This window comes from Vibrio limimangrovi, from assembly GCF_054064025.1.
Genome location: NZ_JBSUGF010000002.1, coordinates 185,024 through 202,720, shown reverse-complemented (window position 1 = coordinate 202,720; position 17,697 = coordinate 185,024). Strand labels below are relative to the sequence as shown.

The following is a 17,697-nucleotide window of genomic DNA, read 5'->3' as shown; positions in this document are numbered from 1 at the left end:
CCTGTTTTTTACCTTATTTCGAATCAAACGAGGAATAGAGAATGGCAACTGTAACTGCTGCTCTAGTTAAAGAACTTCGCGAGCGCACTGGCGCTGGCATGATGGAATGTAAGAAAGCGCTTGTAGAAGCAAACGCTGATATCGAACTAGCAATTGAAAACATGCGTAAGTCAGGCGCAGCGAAAGCAGCTAAGAAAGCTGGTAACGTTGCAGCTGAAGGCGCAATCATCATCAAAGAAGAAAACGGCGTAGCTGTTCTTCTTGAAGTTAACTGCCAAACTGACTTCGTTGCTAAAGACGGTAACTTCACTGCATTTGCAGGCGAAGTTGCAGCTGCAGCTCTAGCTTCTAAAGCGTCTGTAGAAGAGCTACAAGCTCAATTCGAAGAAGCTCGCGTAAACCTAGTTGCTAAGATCGGTGAGAACATCACTATCCGTCGCGTACAATACGTTGTAGGCACAGCTATCGCTTCTTACCGTCACGGTGAGAAAATCGGTGTAGTTGTTGCTGGTGAAGGCGACACTGAAACCCTTAAGCACGTAGCAATGCACGTTGCTGCTTCTCGTCCAGAGTACGTAAACCCAGAAGACGTACCTGCAGACGTAGTTGCTAAAGAGCGCGAAGTTCAAGTAGAAATCGCTATGAACGAAGGCAAGCCAAAAGAAATCGCAGAGAAAATGGTTGAAGGCCGCATGAAGAAATTCACTGGCGAAGTTTCTCTGACTGGTCAAGCGTTCATCATGGAACCTAAGAAATCTGTTGGCGAAATGCTAAAAGAAAAAGGTGCTTCAGTTTCTACATTCGTTCGCCTAGAAGTGGGTGAAGGTATCGAGAAAGCTGCTGGCCTAAGCTTCGCTGAAGAAGTAGCACTAGCTCAAAAAGGTTAATCCTTAGAGAACTGTGCAAATATTAGACCGTGGCCAAGGCTGCGGTCTTTTTATGAGCAGAAAGATTAGCCGTGATGAATAGCTATAAGCGAGCTTGTGTCTATCCATGACTGTTAATCAACAACTCTCTTGTTAAGGTAAACTCCATGACTACGAACCCTAAACCAGCGTATCAACGTATTCTATTAAAACTGAGTGGTGAAGCTCTTCAAGGCGAAGACGGTTTTGGTATTGATCCTGCGATCCTAGATCGTATGGCTCAAGAAGTTAAAGAACTTGTTGAACTGGGTGTTCAGGTTGGTGTAGTTATCGGTGGCGGTAACCTGTTCCGTGGTGCAGGCCTGGCAGCAGCTGGTATGAACCGTGTTGTCGGTGACCACATGGGTATGCTTGCAACGGTAATGAATGGCTTGGCAATGCGTGACGCTCTTCACCGCGCTTATGTTAATGCTCGTGTAATGTCAGCTATTCCACTAAAGGGTGTATGTGATGATTACAACTGGGCAGATGCAATCAGCCAATTACGTGGTGGCCGAGTTGTGATTTTCTCAGCAGGTACAGGTAACCCATTCTTTACCACTGACTCTGCAGCGTGTCTGCGTGGTATTGAAATTGAAGCAGACATTGTTCTAAAAGCAACGAAAGTTGACGGTGTATTTACTGCAGACCCAGTAGCAAACCCTGACGCAGAGCTGTATGATAAGCTATCTTACACAGAGGTTCTGGATAAAGAGCTGAAAGTAATGGATTTGGCTGCGTTCACACTTGCTCGTGACCACAAAATGCCTATCCGTGTATTTAATATGAACAAACCAGGTGCACTACGTCGCGTGGTTATGGGTGAAGCTGAAGGTACGCTGATCAACTCTGACGCATAATCCTAGGCACCATCTAAGATACTTTGGATGGTGTTTCGCTTTGCTCAACCCTTTTAAGCTTTCTTCAGGAAAGATGATATTTTTAAGGTGAAACTGTGATTAACGAAATCAAAAAAGACGCGCAAGAGCGCATGGACAAAAGCGTTGAAGCGCTAAAGAACAACCTTTCTAAAGTTCGTACTGGTCGTGCACACCCAAGCCTGCTTTCTGGTATCTCTGTAGAGTACTACGGCGCTTCTACTCCTCTGAACCAAGTAGCAAACGTCGTTGCTGAAGATGCTCGTACTCTGGCAATCACTGTTTTCGACAAAGAACTGACTCAGAAAGTTGAAAAGGCGATCATGATGTCTGACCTTGGTCTAAACCCAATGTCAGCTGGTACTATCATTCGCGTTCCACTTCCACCGCTAACTGAAGAACGTCGTAAAGACCTAGTTAAGATTGTTCGTGGCGAAGCTGAAGGTGGTCGTGTTGCAGTACGTAACATCCGTCGTGACGCAAACAACGATCTAAAAGCACTTCTTAAAGATAAAGAAATCTCTGAAGATGAAGATCGTAAAGCACAAGATGAGATCCAAAAACTGACTGACTTAGCAGTTAAGAAGATCGATGACGTTCTTGCTGCTAAAGAAAAAGAGTTGATGGAAGTTTAATACTCCCACCTACATCACTGTTGGAAAACGCTGTGCTCACAGCTCAGCGTTTTTTTATGTTAGTCTGTCCAACTGATGGAACTCAATTAACTCCCTATGCAAAATTCTCAAGTCTTCTCTGACTCCCTTCCCAAACATATTGCCATCATAATGGACGGTAATGGTCGTTGGGCTAAGTCCCAAGGAAAACCTCGTGTATTTGGTCATAAAAAAGGCGTAAGTGCTGTTCGTAAGACGGTTGCTGCGGCTTCAAGACTAGGTATTAAGGCCATGACATTATTTGCTTTTAGTAGCGAAAATTGGCGTCGTCCAGAGGAAGAAGTGGGTCTATTGATGGAACTGTTTATCTCAGTTTTATCAAGTGAAGTTAAAAAGCTGCACAAGAACAATCTACAGTTACGAGTTATCGGAGATACCAGCCGATTTAGTGAGCGTCTACAAAGAAAAATTGTAGAAGCAGAAAAGTTAACGGCAGAAAATACCGGTATGGTGATCAATATTGCGGCAAATTACGGCGGCAAATGGGACATCATGCAGGCAACAAAAGCGTTAGCACAAAAAGCACGTAATGGTGAAATACGTGTAGAGGATATAAACGAACAGTTAATCACTGAGCATTTGACCATGGCAGATCTACCTGAAGTCGATCTTCTGATTCGCACGAGTGGTGAGTGTCGCATTAGTAACTTTATGTTGTGGCAGATGGCATATGCTGAGATGTACTTTACTCCAGAATACTGGCCAGAGTTCGATGAAGACAGTTTGGTCGAAGCGGTTACCTGGTTTATCAACCGAGAGCGTCGTTTTGGTTGTACTGGTGAACAAGTAAAGGCATTAATGGCTGCTCAATAAGGACTAGTTAGTTTGAAACAGAGAATAATAACAGCACTAATTTTAGCTCCCCTGGTTATTTTAGGCATTTTTAAATTACCCCTGATGGGATTCATCATCGCATTGACAGCGATAACACTATTAGGTTTTTGGGAGTGGACTCAGTTCACAGGTAGTCGTTCACGTATTGCTGCACTTATTCCAGCAGCGATTGTAACCGGACTTAGTTTTTTATACATTTCACCTGACGCAAACAGTCTCAATCATTTAGCTACACCTCATTATAGTGTGTTAGGTATGGGATTCGTGTGGTGGATCATCGCCAGTTTCATGGCCATTACTTATCCACGAACTACAAAATCTTGGCAGAGTAACCTAGTCTTACGGCACGTTTTTGGTTTTCTGACATTATTGCCTTTTCTGTGGAGCGTCATCATTCTGAGAGCCTCAGACATTACGGTAGATCCATACCACGGCGCAAAGCTAGTACTTTTCGTTTGTTTCTTGGTATGGGCTGCGGACAGCGGTGCTTACTTTGCTGGTAAAAGTTTGGGCAAGAGAAAAATGGCACCGCACGTAAGCCCAAATAAAACCATTGAAGGCCTGATTGGCGGTATTATCACCGCACTTATCGTCGGTTGGTTATTCGCAGGTTGGTTCGATATTCAATTTACCAGTCCGATTCATATGGTGATCATTACGTTAATTACCGTCGTAATTTCCGTGCTTGGCGATCTGGTTGAAAGTATGTTCAAGCGTGTTTCAGGCATTAAAGATAGCAGCAATATCATTCCAGGACACGGTGGTGTGCTTGACCGCATTGATAGCCTAACCGCTGCATTCCCCGTTTTTGCTCTTCTTTACTACGTATTCTAATTTATCGGGAGCGGTTTTATCGCTCCTGAATTTTTCTAACGGTCTCACAACATGCAAAAGTTAACGATTCTTGGTGCAACAGGCTCAATCGGCGCAAGCACATTAAAAGTGGTTGAACAAAACCCGGAGCTGTTTTCTGTGGTCGCATTAGCGGCAAGCACTAACGTAGAAAAAATGGTCGCACTTTGTCGCCAATGGCAACCAAAATACGCTGTCATGGCGGATAAGGCGGCGGCTGTTGCTCTGCAATCTGAAATCAACGTTATTTCACCAAACACAGAAGTGCTGGGTGGCGTTGATGCACTTTGTCATGTGGCTTCATTAGAAGAAGTAGATAGCGTCATGGCTGCAATCGTCGGCGCTGCGGGTTTGTTGCCAACAATGGCGGCGGTTAAAGCAGGTAAGCGAGTGTTGCTGGCAAACAAAGAAGCGCTAGTGATGTCGGGACAGCTGTTTATCGATGCGGTTAACAAGCACGGTGCAGAGTTGCTTCCTGTTGATAGTGAGCACAATGCTATTTTTCAGTGTTTGCCACAGCAAGTTCAAACCAGTTTAGGCCGATGCAATCTTGATGAGCATGGAATTAACCATATCCTGCTGACAGGATCTGGTGGCCCATTCCGCTATACGGATATTGCTGAACTGGCCAATGTGACACCTACGCAGGCGATTGCGCATCCAAACTGGTCTATGGGGCCAAAAATTTCAGTCGACTCTGCGACGATGATGAATAAAGGTCTTGAATACATAGAAGCGAAGTGGCTTTTTAATGCCTCTCGCGAGCAGCTAAAGGTGATTATTCATCCACAGTCAGTGATTCATTCTATGGTGCAGTATCGTGATGGTTCGGTTTTAGCACAAATGGGGGAGCCTGATATGGCAACGCCGATTGCACTAACCATGTCCTATCCATCTCGTGTTGATGCCGGCGTCAAGCCATTGGACTTTACACAAGTTGGCGAGCTGACATTCTTGCAGCCTGATTTTTCAAGGTACCCATGCCTGAAGCTAGCGATTGATGCATGTTATGAAGGTCAGCATGCGACAACGACTCTGAACGCAGCCAATGAAGTTGCTGTTGATGCCTTTTTAAATAACAGGCTTGGTTTTACAGACATTGCTCGCATCAATGCATCTGTATTGAATAAAATCAGTGCAAGCTGCAATGCTGAAGATGTTAATAGCTTGGAAAGCTTGTTAGAGCTAGATAGAATGGCTAGAACTATCGCCCTTGAATTCATACGCGAGCGTGGCTAATGACAGGTATTTTGTGGAATCTCGTTTCTTTTATTGTTGCTCTCGGCATTCTCGTTGCCGTGCACGAGTTTGGCCACTTTTGGGTCGCTCGTCGCTGTGGCGTAAAAGTTGAAAAATTTTCAATCGGTTTTGGGAAGCCAATCTGGAGCAAGATGGGGCAAGATGGAACTGAGTACAGCATCTCTATGATCCCTCTTGGTGGATACGTCAAAATGGTGGACAGCCGTGTTGATGACGTTCCCCAGCATGAAAAACATTTAGCCTTCGATCAAAAGCCGCTTTGGAAACGTACATCCATTGTCGCTGCTGGCCCCATCTTTAACTTCTTATTTGCTATCTTCGCTTACTGGCTGGTTTTCCTTATCGGTGTACCTGCTGTAAAGCCTGTAATTGGTGAAATTACGCCCAATTCGATTGTTGCAGAAGCAGGAATTGAATCGGGGATGGAACTAAAAGCAATCTCTGGTATCAAAACTCCGGACTGGGAATCTGTCAATATGGGATTGATTTCTCACATTGGTGATGATTTGATGACGGTAACTGTGGCATCAAACGATGAAATCGGCTCTGAAGTGACCAAAACGCTCGACCTTCGTGATTGGAAATTCGATCCGGAAACCGAGTCTGCGATGCACTCACTTGGTTTTGAACCGTATACTCCGGAAATCTACATGGCCATTCAGCAAGTAACTGAAGGTGGTGCTGCTGAAAAAGCTGGTGTGTTGCCTGGAGACGAGATTGTTGCTATTGACGACAAAGCGGTCACTGTTTGGGATGAGGTAGTGGAGGCGATTCGCTCTAACCCTAATACACCAATCCAATTGACCGTTTTGCGCGATGGTTACCAGCAGTCATTGACCTTGATTCCTGACAGTCGTGAGCTGGCTAACAAACAGGTTATTGGCTTTGCAGGTATCGCACCTGAAGTCGCAGAATGGCCAGAAAGTTATCGCTTCGAAATGCAGTTTGGTGTATTCGAATCAATTGGCAAAGCGATTGATAAAACAGGACAAGTGGTTGGACTTACAGTTAGTATGCTTAAGAAACTGATTGTAGGGGATGTTGGCCTGAATAATCTAAGCGGGCCTATTTCAATTGCGAAAGGGGCCGGGGCGACAGCCGATTATGGGCTAGTGTATTTTTTAGGATTTCTCGCTTTAATTAGTGTTAACCTAGGTATTATTAATCTCGTACCTCTACCAATGTTGGACGGTGGTCATTTGTTGTTTTTTGCGATTGAAGCTGTGATTCGACGTCCTGTTCCGGAAAGAATACAGGAAATGGGATACCGAATTGGTGGTGCGATAATCTTCTCGCTCATGGCGTTAGCGCTATTTAATGATTTTACTCGTCTGTGATAGTTCAGAGACAAAGCAGTAGCAAGGAATAATTAGAACAGATATGGCGATTAAGCGAATTCTATTTGCAAGTTTACTGGCGACCAGTGTATCTGCAAATGGGGCAGAGAACTTCGTAGTTCAAGATATTGAAATCGATGGATTGCAGCGTGTTGCATTGGGTGCTGCGTTGCTGAAAATGCCTGTACGTGTCGGTGACACTATTGACCAAGGCGATGTAGCAGAGATTATCCGCGCACTGTACGCATCTGGCAACTTTGAAGATGTGAGAGTGAAGCGCGATGGCGGCGTTCTTGTTGTTCAAGTAAAAGAACGCCCAACGATTGCAAGCATCTCATTTTCAGGCAACAAAGCAATCAAGGACGAGCAGCTACAAGAAAATCTGAACGCATCTGGCGTGCGTGAAGGTGAAGCGCTTGACCGGACTACCCTGAGCAACATCGAAAAAGGCTTGGAAGACTTTTACTACAGTGTTGGTAAATACAACGCGACAGTAAAAGCGGTAGTCACTCCATTGCCTCGTAACCGTTCTGATCTGAAGTTTGTCTTCACCGAAGGTGTGTCGGCAAAAATTCAGCAAATCAACTTTATTGGTAATGAAGTCTTTTCTGACGAAGAGCTTTTGTCCCGCTTTAACTTGAATGTTGATGTGCCTTGGTGGAACTTCCTCGCTGATGAAAAATACCAAAAGCAAGTGCTTGCTGGTGATATCGAAGCACTGAAGTCTTTTTATCTGGATCGTGGTTACCTGAAATTTAACGTTGATTCAACACAAGTCGCAATCTCACCTGACAAGAAAGGGGTATATATTACTCTTGGCTTGGAAGAGGGTGAGGTATACACCGTTAAGGACGTAAAATTCCGTGGTGAGCTTGTTGGTGAACAAGACACGTTCAAAAGCATGGTGCCATTCAAGACTAATGAGACCTACAATGGGTCACTCGTAACGTCAATGGAAGAGGGCATTAAGCGTGTGCTAGGCGAGTCTGGATACGCATACCCGCAGGTCAACACCATTCCTGAATTTGACGATGAAAACAAGCAAGTATCGTTAGTCGTTAACATTGATCCAGGTAACCGAATCTATGTTCGAGATATTCGTTTTACGGGTAACAACTCGACAAAAGATGAAGTACTTCGTCGTGAAATGCGCCAGATGGAAGGCAGTTGGTTAAACTCGAAGTCGATTGAGACGGGTAAAACGCGTTTGAATCGTCTTGGTTACTTTGAAAATGTCGAAGTGCAAACCGTTCGTGTTCCAGGCAGTGATGACCAGGTAGACCTGGTTTACACAGTTAAAGAAGCCAACTCAGGTAGCGTGAACTTTGGTGTCGGCTATGGTACAGAGTCCGGTGTGAGCTTCCAGGTTGGTCTGCAGCAGGATAACTTCTTGGGTAGTGGTAATCGCGTAGGTATTAACGCCATGATGAACGATTACCAAAAGAACATCAGTCTGGATTATCGCGACCCATACTGGAACCTGGATGGTGTGAGTTTGGGTGGCAAGATCTTCTACGATGAGTTTGAGGCATCTGAAGCGGGTATCGTTGACTATACCAACCAAAGTTACGGTGCAAACTTAACATGGGGTTTCCCTTTCGACGAATTAAACCGTTTTGAATTCGGCGTTGGCTACACCCACAACAAGATCGGCAACTTGTCACCATACTTACAGGTTGAACAGTTCTTACGTGCTCAAGCGGACAATATTGATTCTAATGGCTCTTTGAATACCAACGACTTTGACATCAATATTTCCTGGACACGTAACAATCTAAACCGTGGTTATTTCCCGACGGCAGGTAACCACCAGCGTGCCTCTTACAAGATGACCGTACCTGGCTCTGACGTTCAGTACTTCAAAATGCAGTATGATGTTCGCCAATACGTACCACTTACTGAAAAGCATGAGTTCACCCTCTTGTTCCGTGGTCGTCTAGGTTACGGGAACGGATATGGCGAGACAGATGGTCATGACAACTTGCTCCCATTCTACGAAAACTACTACGCGGGTGGCTTTACATCACTGCGTGGTTTCGGCTCTAACTCTGTAGGTCCGAAAGCGGTTTACCGCGATTATTCGGGCTCAAACAATGGTGCTGATACGGCAACAGACGATGCTGTTGGTGGTAACGCTGTCGCCTTAGCTAGTTTAGAACTTATTGTTCCGACGCCGTTTGCTTCGGATGAAGTTCGTAGCCAAATTCGAACCAGTATCTTCTTCGATATGGCGAGCGTTTGGGATACGGAATTTGACTACCGTAACTCGGGTGCGGAGTATGGTGATAAATACTACTACGACTACTCAGATCCAACCAATTATCGCTCATCTTACGGTGCGGCGTTGCAATGGATGTCTCCAATGGGGCCACTAGTATTCTCACTAGCGAAACCAGTTAAGAAATATGATGGCGATGATGAAGAATTCTTCACGTTCACTATCGGTCGAACCTTCTAAAGAGGATAATATTTTGAATAAAATGATTAAAGCGGCTGGGATTGGCCTTTTAGTACTTAGCTCATCAATGTTTGCAAATGCTGCAGAAGCCGCTCAAAAAATTGCATACGTCAACACGGCTCAAGTCTTCCAAGCACTTCCTCAGCGTGAAGTTGTTTTGCAAAAAATGCAGAAAGACTTTAAAGGAAAAGCCGATGAACTGAAGAAAATTCAAGCTCAGGCTAAAACGAAAATTGAGAAGCTACAACGCGATGGTGAGCTTTTAAGCCAAGATGATGTTGAAAAGCTTCGTATCGATATTGCAAAACTAGACAGCGAATACAAAGTGAAAGCTCAGGCTTTAGATAAAGCAAGTGCTCGTCGTGAAGCGGAAGAAAAAGCGAAGCTATTTAAAACGATTCAAGACGCTGTAGCTAAAGTTGCTGCGAACAAAGGTTACGATCTTGTTGTTGACAGCTCTATGCTTCAATTTGCTAAGCCAGAATACAATATCTCTGAAGACGTAATTAAAGCTTTAAAATAACAAGTTATGAAGACATTAACATTAGCCGAGTTGGCAACAATTACGGGCGGCGAATTAATTGGTGACGGCACACTTGTAGTTAACCGCGTCGCTCCGATGGATAAAGCACAAGAGGGTGATGTCACCTTCTTGTCTAACCCAAAGTATGCAAAGCACCTCGCTGAGTGCAAAGCGACAGTAGTGATGGTGAAGGCTGATCACAAAGACCAGTGTACTGGTAATGCGCTTGTGGTTGCAGACCCATATGTCGCTTTTGCTCGTGTTGTTCAAGCGATGGACACTACGCCAAAACCTGCTGAAGATATTGCACCAAGTGCAGTGATAGCGGCAGATGTGAAAATGGGTAGCAACGTTGCAATTGGTGCGAACGCTGTCATTGAAACGGGGGTAGTGCTTGGTGATAACGTTATTGTTGGTGCCGGGTGCTTTATCGGTAAAAACGCAAAGCTAGGTAATAACACCAAGCTTTGGGCTAATGTTACTATCTATCATGAAGTTTCATTGGGCGATGATTGTTTAGTTCAATCAGGTACTGTGATTGGTTCGGATGGCTTCGGTTATGCCAATGACAAAGGTGAGTGGATTAAGATCCCTCAACTAGGCTCTGTGCGTATCGGAAACCGTGTTGAGATTGGTGCATGTACAACGATTGACCGTGGCGCTTTAGAAGACACTATCATTGAAGACAACGTAATTCTTGATAATCAGCTTCAAATCGCTCATAACGTTCAGATCGGATATGGTACCGTGATGCCAGGTGGTACTATTGTGGCGGGCAGTACTACAATCGGCAAGTACTGCCAGATAGGCGGCGCGTCGGTACTTAACGGCCACATCACCATCGCAGATGGTGTCGCTATCACCGGTATGGGCATGGTAATGCGCAGTATCGAAGAAAAAGGCCTTTACTCATCGGGCATCCCTCTACAAACGAACAAAGAGTGGCGCAAGACCGCAACCCGAGTTCACCGTATTGACGAGATGAATAAACGTCTCAAAGCAGTTGAAAAGCTGCTGGAACCGAAAGAAGAATCTTAGTTCCATATTCTGAACAAAGACTCGCGAAATGCGAGTCTTTTTCTTCTATAATGACGCGCTATTAGTATATTAAATACCAATCTGGTATACACTTTGCAGGCATTTTGCAGATTTGCGGCCTTTGCCGCTGCCTGACCATCTTGGTTATTGAGAATTGATATAGGAAGACGACTTTGACTACTGAAAAGAAAACGATGAACATCTCTGAAATTCAAGAGCTACTACCTCATCGCTACCCATTCTTATTGATCGACCGAGTGATTGACTTCCAAGAAGTGAAGTACCTTCACGCTATTAAAAATGTGTCGGTTAACGAACCTCAGTTCACAGGTCACTTTCCTCAACTGCCAGTATTCCCAGGTGTTTTAATTCTGGAAGCAATGGCTCAGGCTACTGGTCTGTTAGCATTTAAATCATTTGGTGCACCAACAGAGAATGAACTGTATTACTTTGCAAGTGTAGACGGTGCGAAATTCCGCAAACCAGTCGTTCCAGGCGACCAACTGATTATTGAAGTAGAATTTCTTAAAGAGCGCCGCGGTATTGCTGCATTTAGTGGTGTGGCAAAAGTAGACGGCGAAGTAGTATGTTCAGCTGAACTGAAGTGTGCTCGTCGAGAGTTTTAATATGATTCATGAAACCGCTAAAATCCACCCGGCAGCGGTGGTAGAAGAAGGCGCAAAAATTGGCGCTAATGTGACAGTCGGACCATTCACCTACATTACCTCTACGGTAGAAATTGGTGAAGGCACTGAAGTCATGTCTCACGTTGTCATTAAAGGTCATACCAAAATTGGTAAAGATAACCGCATTTTCCCGCATGCTGTGATTGGTGAAGAAAACCAGGACAAGAAATATGGCGGCGAAGAGACAACCGTGGTTATCGGTGACCGAAATGTGATTCGCGAAGCGGTTCAGGTACATCGTGGTACGGTTCAAGACAAAGCAACCACCGTTATCGGCGATGATAACCTACTGTGTGTGAATGCTCATATTGCGCATGATGTCGTGGTAGGAAATCACACTCATATCGGTAACAATGCGATCCTCGGTGGTCACGTAACCGTTGATGATTACGCTGGCGTCATGGCATTGTCTGCTATTCATCCGTTTTGTACGGTTGGTGCTTATGCTTACGTCGGGGGATGTTCTGCTGTTGTTCAGGATGTACCTGCCTACGTACTAGCACAAGGTAACCACGCAACACCATTTGGTTTGAACCTAGTTGGTCTGAAGCGTAATGGCTTCGAAAAACCTGAGATTCGAGCACTGCAAAAAGCGTACAAAGAAATTTACCGTTCAGGCAAAACTTTGGAAGAAGTGAAGCCTGTGTTAGCTGAGATGGCACAAGAGTTTCCAGCAGTGAAGCGTTTCTCTGACATTTTGGAAACCACGGAACGTGGCATCATTCGTTAATCTACGAGTGGTTATATAAGTGAAAAGATCGCGCCCAAATTGGGCAGCGATCTTTTTGTGTTTTATGGATAGCGAATCTGGCTATCCATAAAGCATAAATACAAGCGGGAACGACATGGAAAAACCATTACGTATTGGCATTATTGCCGGGGAACTTTCGGGTGACACGCTGGGTGAAGGCTTTATCAAAGCCGTAAAAGAGCAGTACCCAAACGCGGAGTTTGTCGGTATTGGCGGCCCTAAAATGATTGCTCAAGGTTGTGAATCCCTCTTCGATATGGAAGAGTTAGCCGTAATGGGTTTAGTCGAAGTTCTCGGGCGTCTGCCTCGCTTACTAAAAGTCAAAGCTGAGTTAGTTAAGTATTTCACGCAAAATCCACCCGATGTTTTTGTCGGTATTGATGCACCAGATTTCAATTTACGTTTGGAGTTGGATCTGAAACAAGCGGGGATCAAGACGGTTCATTATGTGAGTCCATCCGTTTGGGCTTGGCGTCAGAAACGTATTTTCAAGATCGAAGCGGCCACCAATCTGGTTTTAGCCTTTCTTCCGTTTGAAAAAGCGTTTTACGACAAGTTTAATGTGCCATGTGAATTTATCGGTCACACATTAGCTGACTCTATTCCTCTTCAATCTGACCAAGCTTCAGCGCGAGAGTTATTGGGACTAGAGCAAGATAGAAAATGGTTAGCCGTTCTACCGGGAAGCCGCGGGAGCGAATTGAAAATGCTCTCACAACCGTTCATAGAAACGTGCAAGCTTCTACAGCAGAAATATCCAGACTTGGGCTTTGTGGTCGCTCTGGTCAATCAAAAACGTCGTGAGCAGTTTGAGCAGGCATGGAAAGAGCATGCGCCAGAGCTTAATTTCACTCTGGTCGATGATACAGCACGGAACGTGATTACCGCTTCCGATGCAGTGATGCTGGCGTCAGGCACTGTTGCACTGGAATGTATGCTGCTTAAACGTCCTATGGTTGTTGGCTATCGCGTTAATGCCTTTACCGCATTTTTGGCAAAGCGTCTGTTGAAAACCAAGTATGTATCGCTGCCTAATATTCTGGCTGACGATGAGTTGGTGAAAGAGTATCTGCAAGATGATTGCACGCCAGAGAACTTATTCAACGAGGTCGCTCGATTATTGGAAAGCGACAATCAGCCGATGTTGGATAAATTTACCGAAATGCATCACTGGATCCGGAAAGATGCGGATCACCAAGCTGCAAACGCAGTATTGAAACTGATAGAGAAATAGAGAATTCCCATGGTTGCGAAAGCTAAGTCTACCAAAACCAAGACGATGAAAACAAAAGTCGAACTTCCTCCGTTTGAATATCCGCAAGGCTACCAGCTCATCGCGGGTGTCGATGAAGTAGGGCGAGGTCCTTTGGTTGGGGATGTCGTGACTGCTGCGGTTATTTTAGATCCCCATAATCCTATTGAAGGGTTAAATGATTCTAAAAAGCTCAGCGAGAAAAAACGTTTAGCTTTGCTGCCAGAGATCAAAGAGAAAGCTCTCGCCTGGGCCGTAGGCCGTTGCTCTCCAGAAGAGATTGATAAGTTAAATATTCTTCAAGCCACCATGGTGGCGATGCAACGCGCGATAGCTGGTTTACATGTCCAACCTGAGTTAGTGCTTATTGATGGTAACCGTTGCCCAGAGCTGCCAATGGATGCACATGCGGTGGTGAAAGGCGATCTGCGTGTGGCTGAAATCAGTGCAGCGTCTATTCTTGCTAAGGTCGTGCGAGATACCGAAATGGAAGAGCTGGATAAGCAATATCCTCAATTTGGTTTTGCAAAGCACAAAGGGTATCCAACCAAAGCACATTTTGAAGCGATAGAGCAGCATGGCGTTATCGATGAGCATCGCAAGAGCTTTAAGCCGGTAAAAAAAGCACTCGGAATCGTTGACTAAACGAGTAGTATTAGGGAGATAGAGGTGTTATAACCCGCTTCCTTAAAAGAATTTCAAACCCAAAAGAGTTACACGGTACCTGTTAATGTCAGATCCCAAGTTCATCCATCTTCGTGTTCACAGTGATTTCTCGATGGTGGATGGTATCAACAAAGTTCCACCGATAGTCAAGAAAGTCGCAGAGCTTGGTATGCCTGCGATGGCATTGACAGATTTCACTAACCTGTGTGGTTTGGTGAAGTTTTATGGTACAGCGCATGGCTGCGGTGTGAAACCAATCATCGGTGCAGACTTCAAAATGCAATCTGATGAATTCGGCGAGGAACTGACGCAGCTAACGGTACTGGCTGCCGATAATGTCGGTTACAAAAACCTGACCTTGCTTATCTCAAAGGCTTATTTGCGGGGGCATGTACAACATCAGCCTGTTATTGATAAAGCGTGGCTGGCGGAAATGTCAGAGGGTCTTATCGTTCTTTCCGGTGCTAAGAACGGTGATATAGGCAAGGCGTTGCTAAAAGGTAACCGCAATTTAGTTGAAAGCTGTGTCGAATTTTATAAAAAGCATTTCCCAGATCGCTTTTATCTGGAGCTGATTCGTACTGGACGTCCAGACGAAGAAACCTATCTGCACTTTGCTATTGAACTTGCAGAGCAAGAAGAGTTGCCTGTTGTTGCGACAAACGAAGTGGTTTTCCTCAGCGCAGATCGGTTTGATGCTCATGAAATTCGAGTCGCTATTCATGACGGCTATACACTGGAAGACCCGCGTCGGCCAAAGAACTACAGTCCGCAACAATACCTTCGTAGTGAAGAAGAGATGTGTGAGCTGTTTGCTGACATTCCTGAAGCGCTAGAAAACAGCGTTGAGATTGCGAAGCGCTGTAACGTTACCGTGCGTTTGGGTGAATACTTCCTGCCTGCTTTCCCGACAGAAGGGATGGCAGAGACCGAGTTCCTGGTCATGAAGTCACGAGAAGGTTTGGAAGATCGACTGGAATTCCTGTTTCCGGATGAAGAAGAGCGCAAAAAGCGCCGTCCGGAATACGATGAGCGTTTACAAATTGAACTCGATGTAATCAACCAAATGGGCTTCCCGGGTTACTTCTTGATCGTAATGGAGTTCATCCAGTGGTCGAAAGACAATGCGATTCCGGTAGGCCCTGGTCGTGGCTCTGGTGCAGGTTCTTTGGTGGCTTATGCTCTAAAAATTACCGATCTTGATCCGCTTGAATACGACTTGCTCTTCGAACGTTTCTTGAACCCAGAACGTGTATCCATGCCCGATTTTGACGTCGACTTCTGTATGGATAAGCGCGACCAGGTGATTGATCACGTCGCCGAAATGTATGGTCGCGATGCTGTATCTCAGATCATTACCTTTGGTACCATGGCGGCAAAAGCGGTAATCCGGGATGTAGGTCGTGTACTTGGTCACCCATTCGGTTTTGTAGACCGAATTTCGAAGTTGATCCCGCCTGATCCGGGGATGACACTCGAGAAAGCGTTTAAAGCTGAGCCTGCGTTGCCTGAGCTGTACGAGGCCGATGAGGAAGTGAAAGAACTCATCGATATGTGTCGCATATTGGAAGGGTGTACGCGAAACGCGGGTAAGCACGCGGGTGGTGTGGTTATTTCACCGACCACGATTACGGACTTTGCACCGATTTATGCGGACTCAGAAGGGCATTTTCCGGTTACTCAGTTCGATAAAAATGACGTTGAAACTGCTGGTTTGGTTAAGTTTGACTTCTTAGGTCTGCGTACACTGACCATCATTGACTGGGCACTTGGTCTGATTAACCCGCGTTTAGAACGTGAAGGTAAGGCCCCAGTGCGTATCGAGTCGATTCCACTCGACGATCAGGCTTCGTTCCGTCTGTTACAAAACTCAGAAACCACAGCAGTATTCCAGCTCGAATCGCGTGGTATGAAAGAGCTGATCAAGCGACTTCAACCTGACTGTTTCGAAGATATTATCGCGCTGGTGGCCCTGTTCCGTCCGGGGCCGTTGCAATCAGGCATGGTAGATAACTTCATCGACCGTAAGCATGGTCGAGAAGCCATCTCTTACCCTGATGAAAAATGGCAACATGAATCTTTAAAAGAAATTCTCGATCCAACTTACGGCATCATCCTGTATCAGGAACAGGTTATGCAAATCGCACAGGTTTTGTCCGGCTACACCTTAGGTGGTGCGGATATGCTGCGTCGTGCGATGGGTAAGAAAAAACCGGAAGAGATGGCCAAGCAGCGTGCGACTTTTGAAGACGGGGCCGTGAAGAATGGCGTCGACGGCGAGTTGGCGATGAAAATCTTCGACTTGGTAGAAAAGTTCGCCGGTTACGGCTTTAACAAATCGCACTCAGCGGCATATGCGTTGGTTTCTTACCAGACATTGTGGCTAAAAATGCACTACCCAGCTGAGTTTATGGCTGCGGTAATGACCGCCGATATGGATAACACCGAAAAGGTAGTTGGCCTGGTGGATGAATGTTTCCGTATGAAGCTTACGGTGCTGCCACCGGATATTAACTCGGGATTGTACCGCTTTAATGTTGATGAAAATGGAGCCATTGTTTACGGTATCGGTGCGATTAAAGGGGTCGGCGAAGGACCGATTGATGCAATTCTGGAAGCGAGAAACAAAGGTGGTCACTTTAAAGACCTGTTTGATTTCTGCGCTCGTATCGATCTTAAACGTGTTAACAAGCGTGTTATTGAGAAACTGATTTACGCCGGTGCTTTGGACCGACTCGGACCACACCGTGCGGCAATGATGGCGTCGTTAAATGATGCAGTCAAAGCGGCGAGTCAGCATCACCAGGCGGAGGCGTTTGGACAGTCTGATATGTTTGGTGTATTGACAGATGCACCAGAGGAAGTAGAAAACAAATACACGCAAGTGCCACCTTGGCCAGAAAAAGTATGGCTGGAGGGGGAACGAGAAACTCTCGGTTTATATTTGACCGGGCATCCAATAAATGCGTATTTGAAGGAACTAAACAAATACACCAGTTGTCGACTAAAAGACGCGACCCCAACACGTCGCGATCAATCGGTGACAGTAGCAGGTTTAGTGATAGCAGCTCGTGTTATGACCACCAAGCGTGGAACGCGCATTGGTATCATGACGCTGGATGACCGAAGTGGTCGAATGGAAGTGATGTTGTTCTCCGATGCGCTTGATCGGTATGCTGAACTTCTCGAAAAAGACAAAATTTTGGTGGTTTCCGGACAGGTCAGCTTTGATGACTTCAATGGTGGCCTTAAAATGTCGGCGCGTGAAGTTATGGATCTCGGCAGCGCGCGTGAAAAATACGCTCGTGGTCTGTCGGTATCGATTGATGCAAATCAGATCAATGATCAATTTTTTGATCAGTTTAGTCGTATTTTAGAGCCGCACAAGTCCGGAACCGTACCCGTCAATGTATACTACCAGCGTGCCGACGCCAGAGCGCGGTTAACATTGGGCACCGAATGGCGAGTAACGCCAAGTGATACATTAATAGACAATTTGAAACAGTTACTTGGAACTAACCAGGTAGAACTCGAATTTAACTAAAAATTCAGCGCGATATGTTAGACGCTGAGTCAACAAGGA

Annotated in this window: 15 protein-coding genes; all 15 read left to right on the top strand. The window is 45.5% G+C overall.

The genetic code is table 11. From position 1 onward, the window contains the following. The first annotated feature begins 41 nt into the window (after positions 1-41). A complete protein-coding gene (tsf, locus tag ACWYU8_RS03010) occupies positions 42-887 on the top strand; it encodes a translation elongation factor Ts (RefSeq protein ID WP_457517018.1) in 846 nt (281 codons plus the stop codon). Between the two features lie 146 nt (positions 888-1,033). After that, positions 1,034-1,765 carry a UMP kinase gene (gene pyrH / locus ACWYU8_RS03005; protein ID WP_457517016.1) on the top strand — a complete coding sequence of 244 codons (732 nt, stop codon included), beginning with the start codon at positions 1,034-1,036 and terminating at the stop codon, positions 1,763-1,765. Between the two features lie 95 nt (positions 1,766-1,860). Next, a complete protein-coding gene (gene frr, locus ACWYU8_RS03000) occupies positions 1,861-2,418 on the top strand; it encodes a ribosome recycling factor (protein WP_444494926.1) in 558 nt (185 codons plus the stop codon). Between the two features lie 96 nt (positions 2,419-2,514). Then, complete coding sequence (locus ACWYU8_RS02995; protein ID WP_457517014.1) at positions 2,515-3,270, top strand: isoprenyl transferase; 756 nt, start codon at positions 2,515-2,517, stop codon at positions 3,268-3,270. Between the two features lie 12 nt (positions 3,271-3,282). Then, a complete protein-coding gene (locus ACWYU8_RS02990) occupies positions 3,283-4,125 on the top strand; it encodes a phosphatidate cytidylyltransferase (protein ID WP_457517013.1) in 843 nt (280 codons plus the stop codon). A gap of 51 nt (positions 4,126-4,176) precedes the next feature. Continuing rightward, positions 4,177-5,382, top strand: coding sequence for a 1-deoxy-D-xylulose-5-phosphate reductoisomerase (gene ispC / locus ACWYU8_RS02985; RefSeq protein WP_457517011.1), 1,206 nt, complete (start codon positions 4,177-4,179; stop codon positions 5,380-5,382). Beyond that, the gene (rseP, locus tag ACWYU8_RS02980) at positions 5,382-6,740 is read left to right on the top strand and encodes a sigma E protease regulator RseP (RefSeq protein WP_457517009.1); all 1,359 of its coding nucleotides are present in this window, start codon (positions 5,382-5,384) and stop codon (positions 6,738-6,740) included. Before ispC ends, rseP begins: the two co-directional genes overlap by 1 nt. Before the next feature lie 43 nt (positions 6,741-6,783). Continuing rightward, complete coding sequence (bamA, locus tag ACWYU8_RS02975) at positions 6,784-9,198, top strand: outer membrane protein assembly factor BamA (protein WP_457517007.1); 2,415 nt, start codon at positions 6,784-6,786, stop codon at positions 9,196-9,198. A 13-nt stretch (positions 9,199-9,211) separates the two neighbouring features. Continuing rightward, entirely contained in the window at positions 9,212-9,721 is a 510-nt protein-coding gene (locus tag ACWYU8_RS02970) for an OmpH family outer membrane protein (protein ID WP_457517005.1), read from the top strand. Between the two features lie 6 nt (positions 9,722-9,727). Further along, positions 9,728-10,759: a UDP-3-O-(3-hydroxymyristoyl)glucosamine N-acyltransferase gene (lpxD, locus tag ACWYU8_RS02965; protein WP_457517003.1), complete on the top strand. Its 1,032-nt coding sequence runs from the start codon at positions 9,728-9,730 to the stop codon at positions 10,757-10,759. A 173-nt stretch (positions 10,760-10,932) separates the two neighbouring features. Continuing rightward, entirely contained in the window at positions 10,933-11,385 is a 453-nt protein-coding gene (fabZ, locus tag ACWYU8_RS02960) for a 3-hydroxyacyl-ACP dehydratase FabZ (RefSeq protein WP_457517001.1), read from the top strand. Position 11,386: 1 nt separating this feature from the next. After that, positions 11,387-12,175, top strand: a complete 789-nt coding sequence (gene lpxA, locus ACWYU8_RS02955) for an acyl-ACP--UDP-N-acetylglucosamine O-acyltransferase (RefSeq protein ID WP_457516999.1) — start codon at positions 11,387-11,389, stop codon at positions 12,173-12,175. A 115-nt stretch (positions 12,176-12,290) separates the two neighbouring features. Next, complete coding sequence (gene lpxB, locus ACWYU8_RS02950; RefSeq protein ID WP_457516997.1) at positions 12,291-13,430, top strand: lipid-A-disaccharide synthase; 1,140 nt, start codon at positions 12,291-12,293, stop codon at positions 13,428-13,430. 9 nt (positions 13,431-13,439) lie between these two features. Further along, a complete protein-coding gene (gene rnhB / locus ACWYU8_RS02945; RefSeq protein WP_457516996.1) occupies positions 13,440-14,093 on the top strand; it encodes a ribonuclease HII in 654 nt (217 codons plus the stop codon). A gap of 85 nt (positions 14,094-14,178) precedes the next feature. Continuing rightward, complete coding sequence (dnaE, locus tag ACWYU8_RS02940; RefSeq protein ID WP_457516994.1) at positions 14,179-17,658, top strand: DNA polymerase III subunit alpha; 3,480 nt, start codon at positions 14,179-14,181, stop codon at positions 17,656-17,658. The last annotated feature ends 39 nt before the right edge of the window (positions 17,659-17,697 follow it).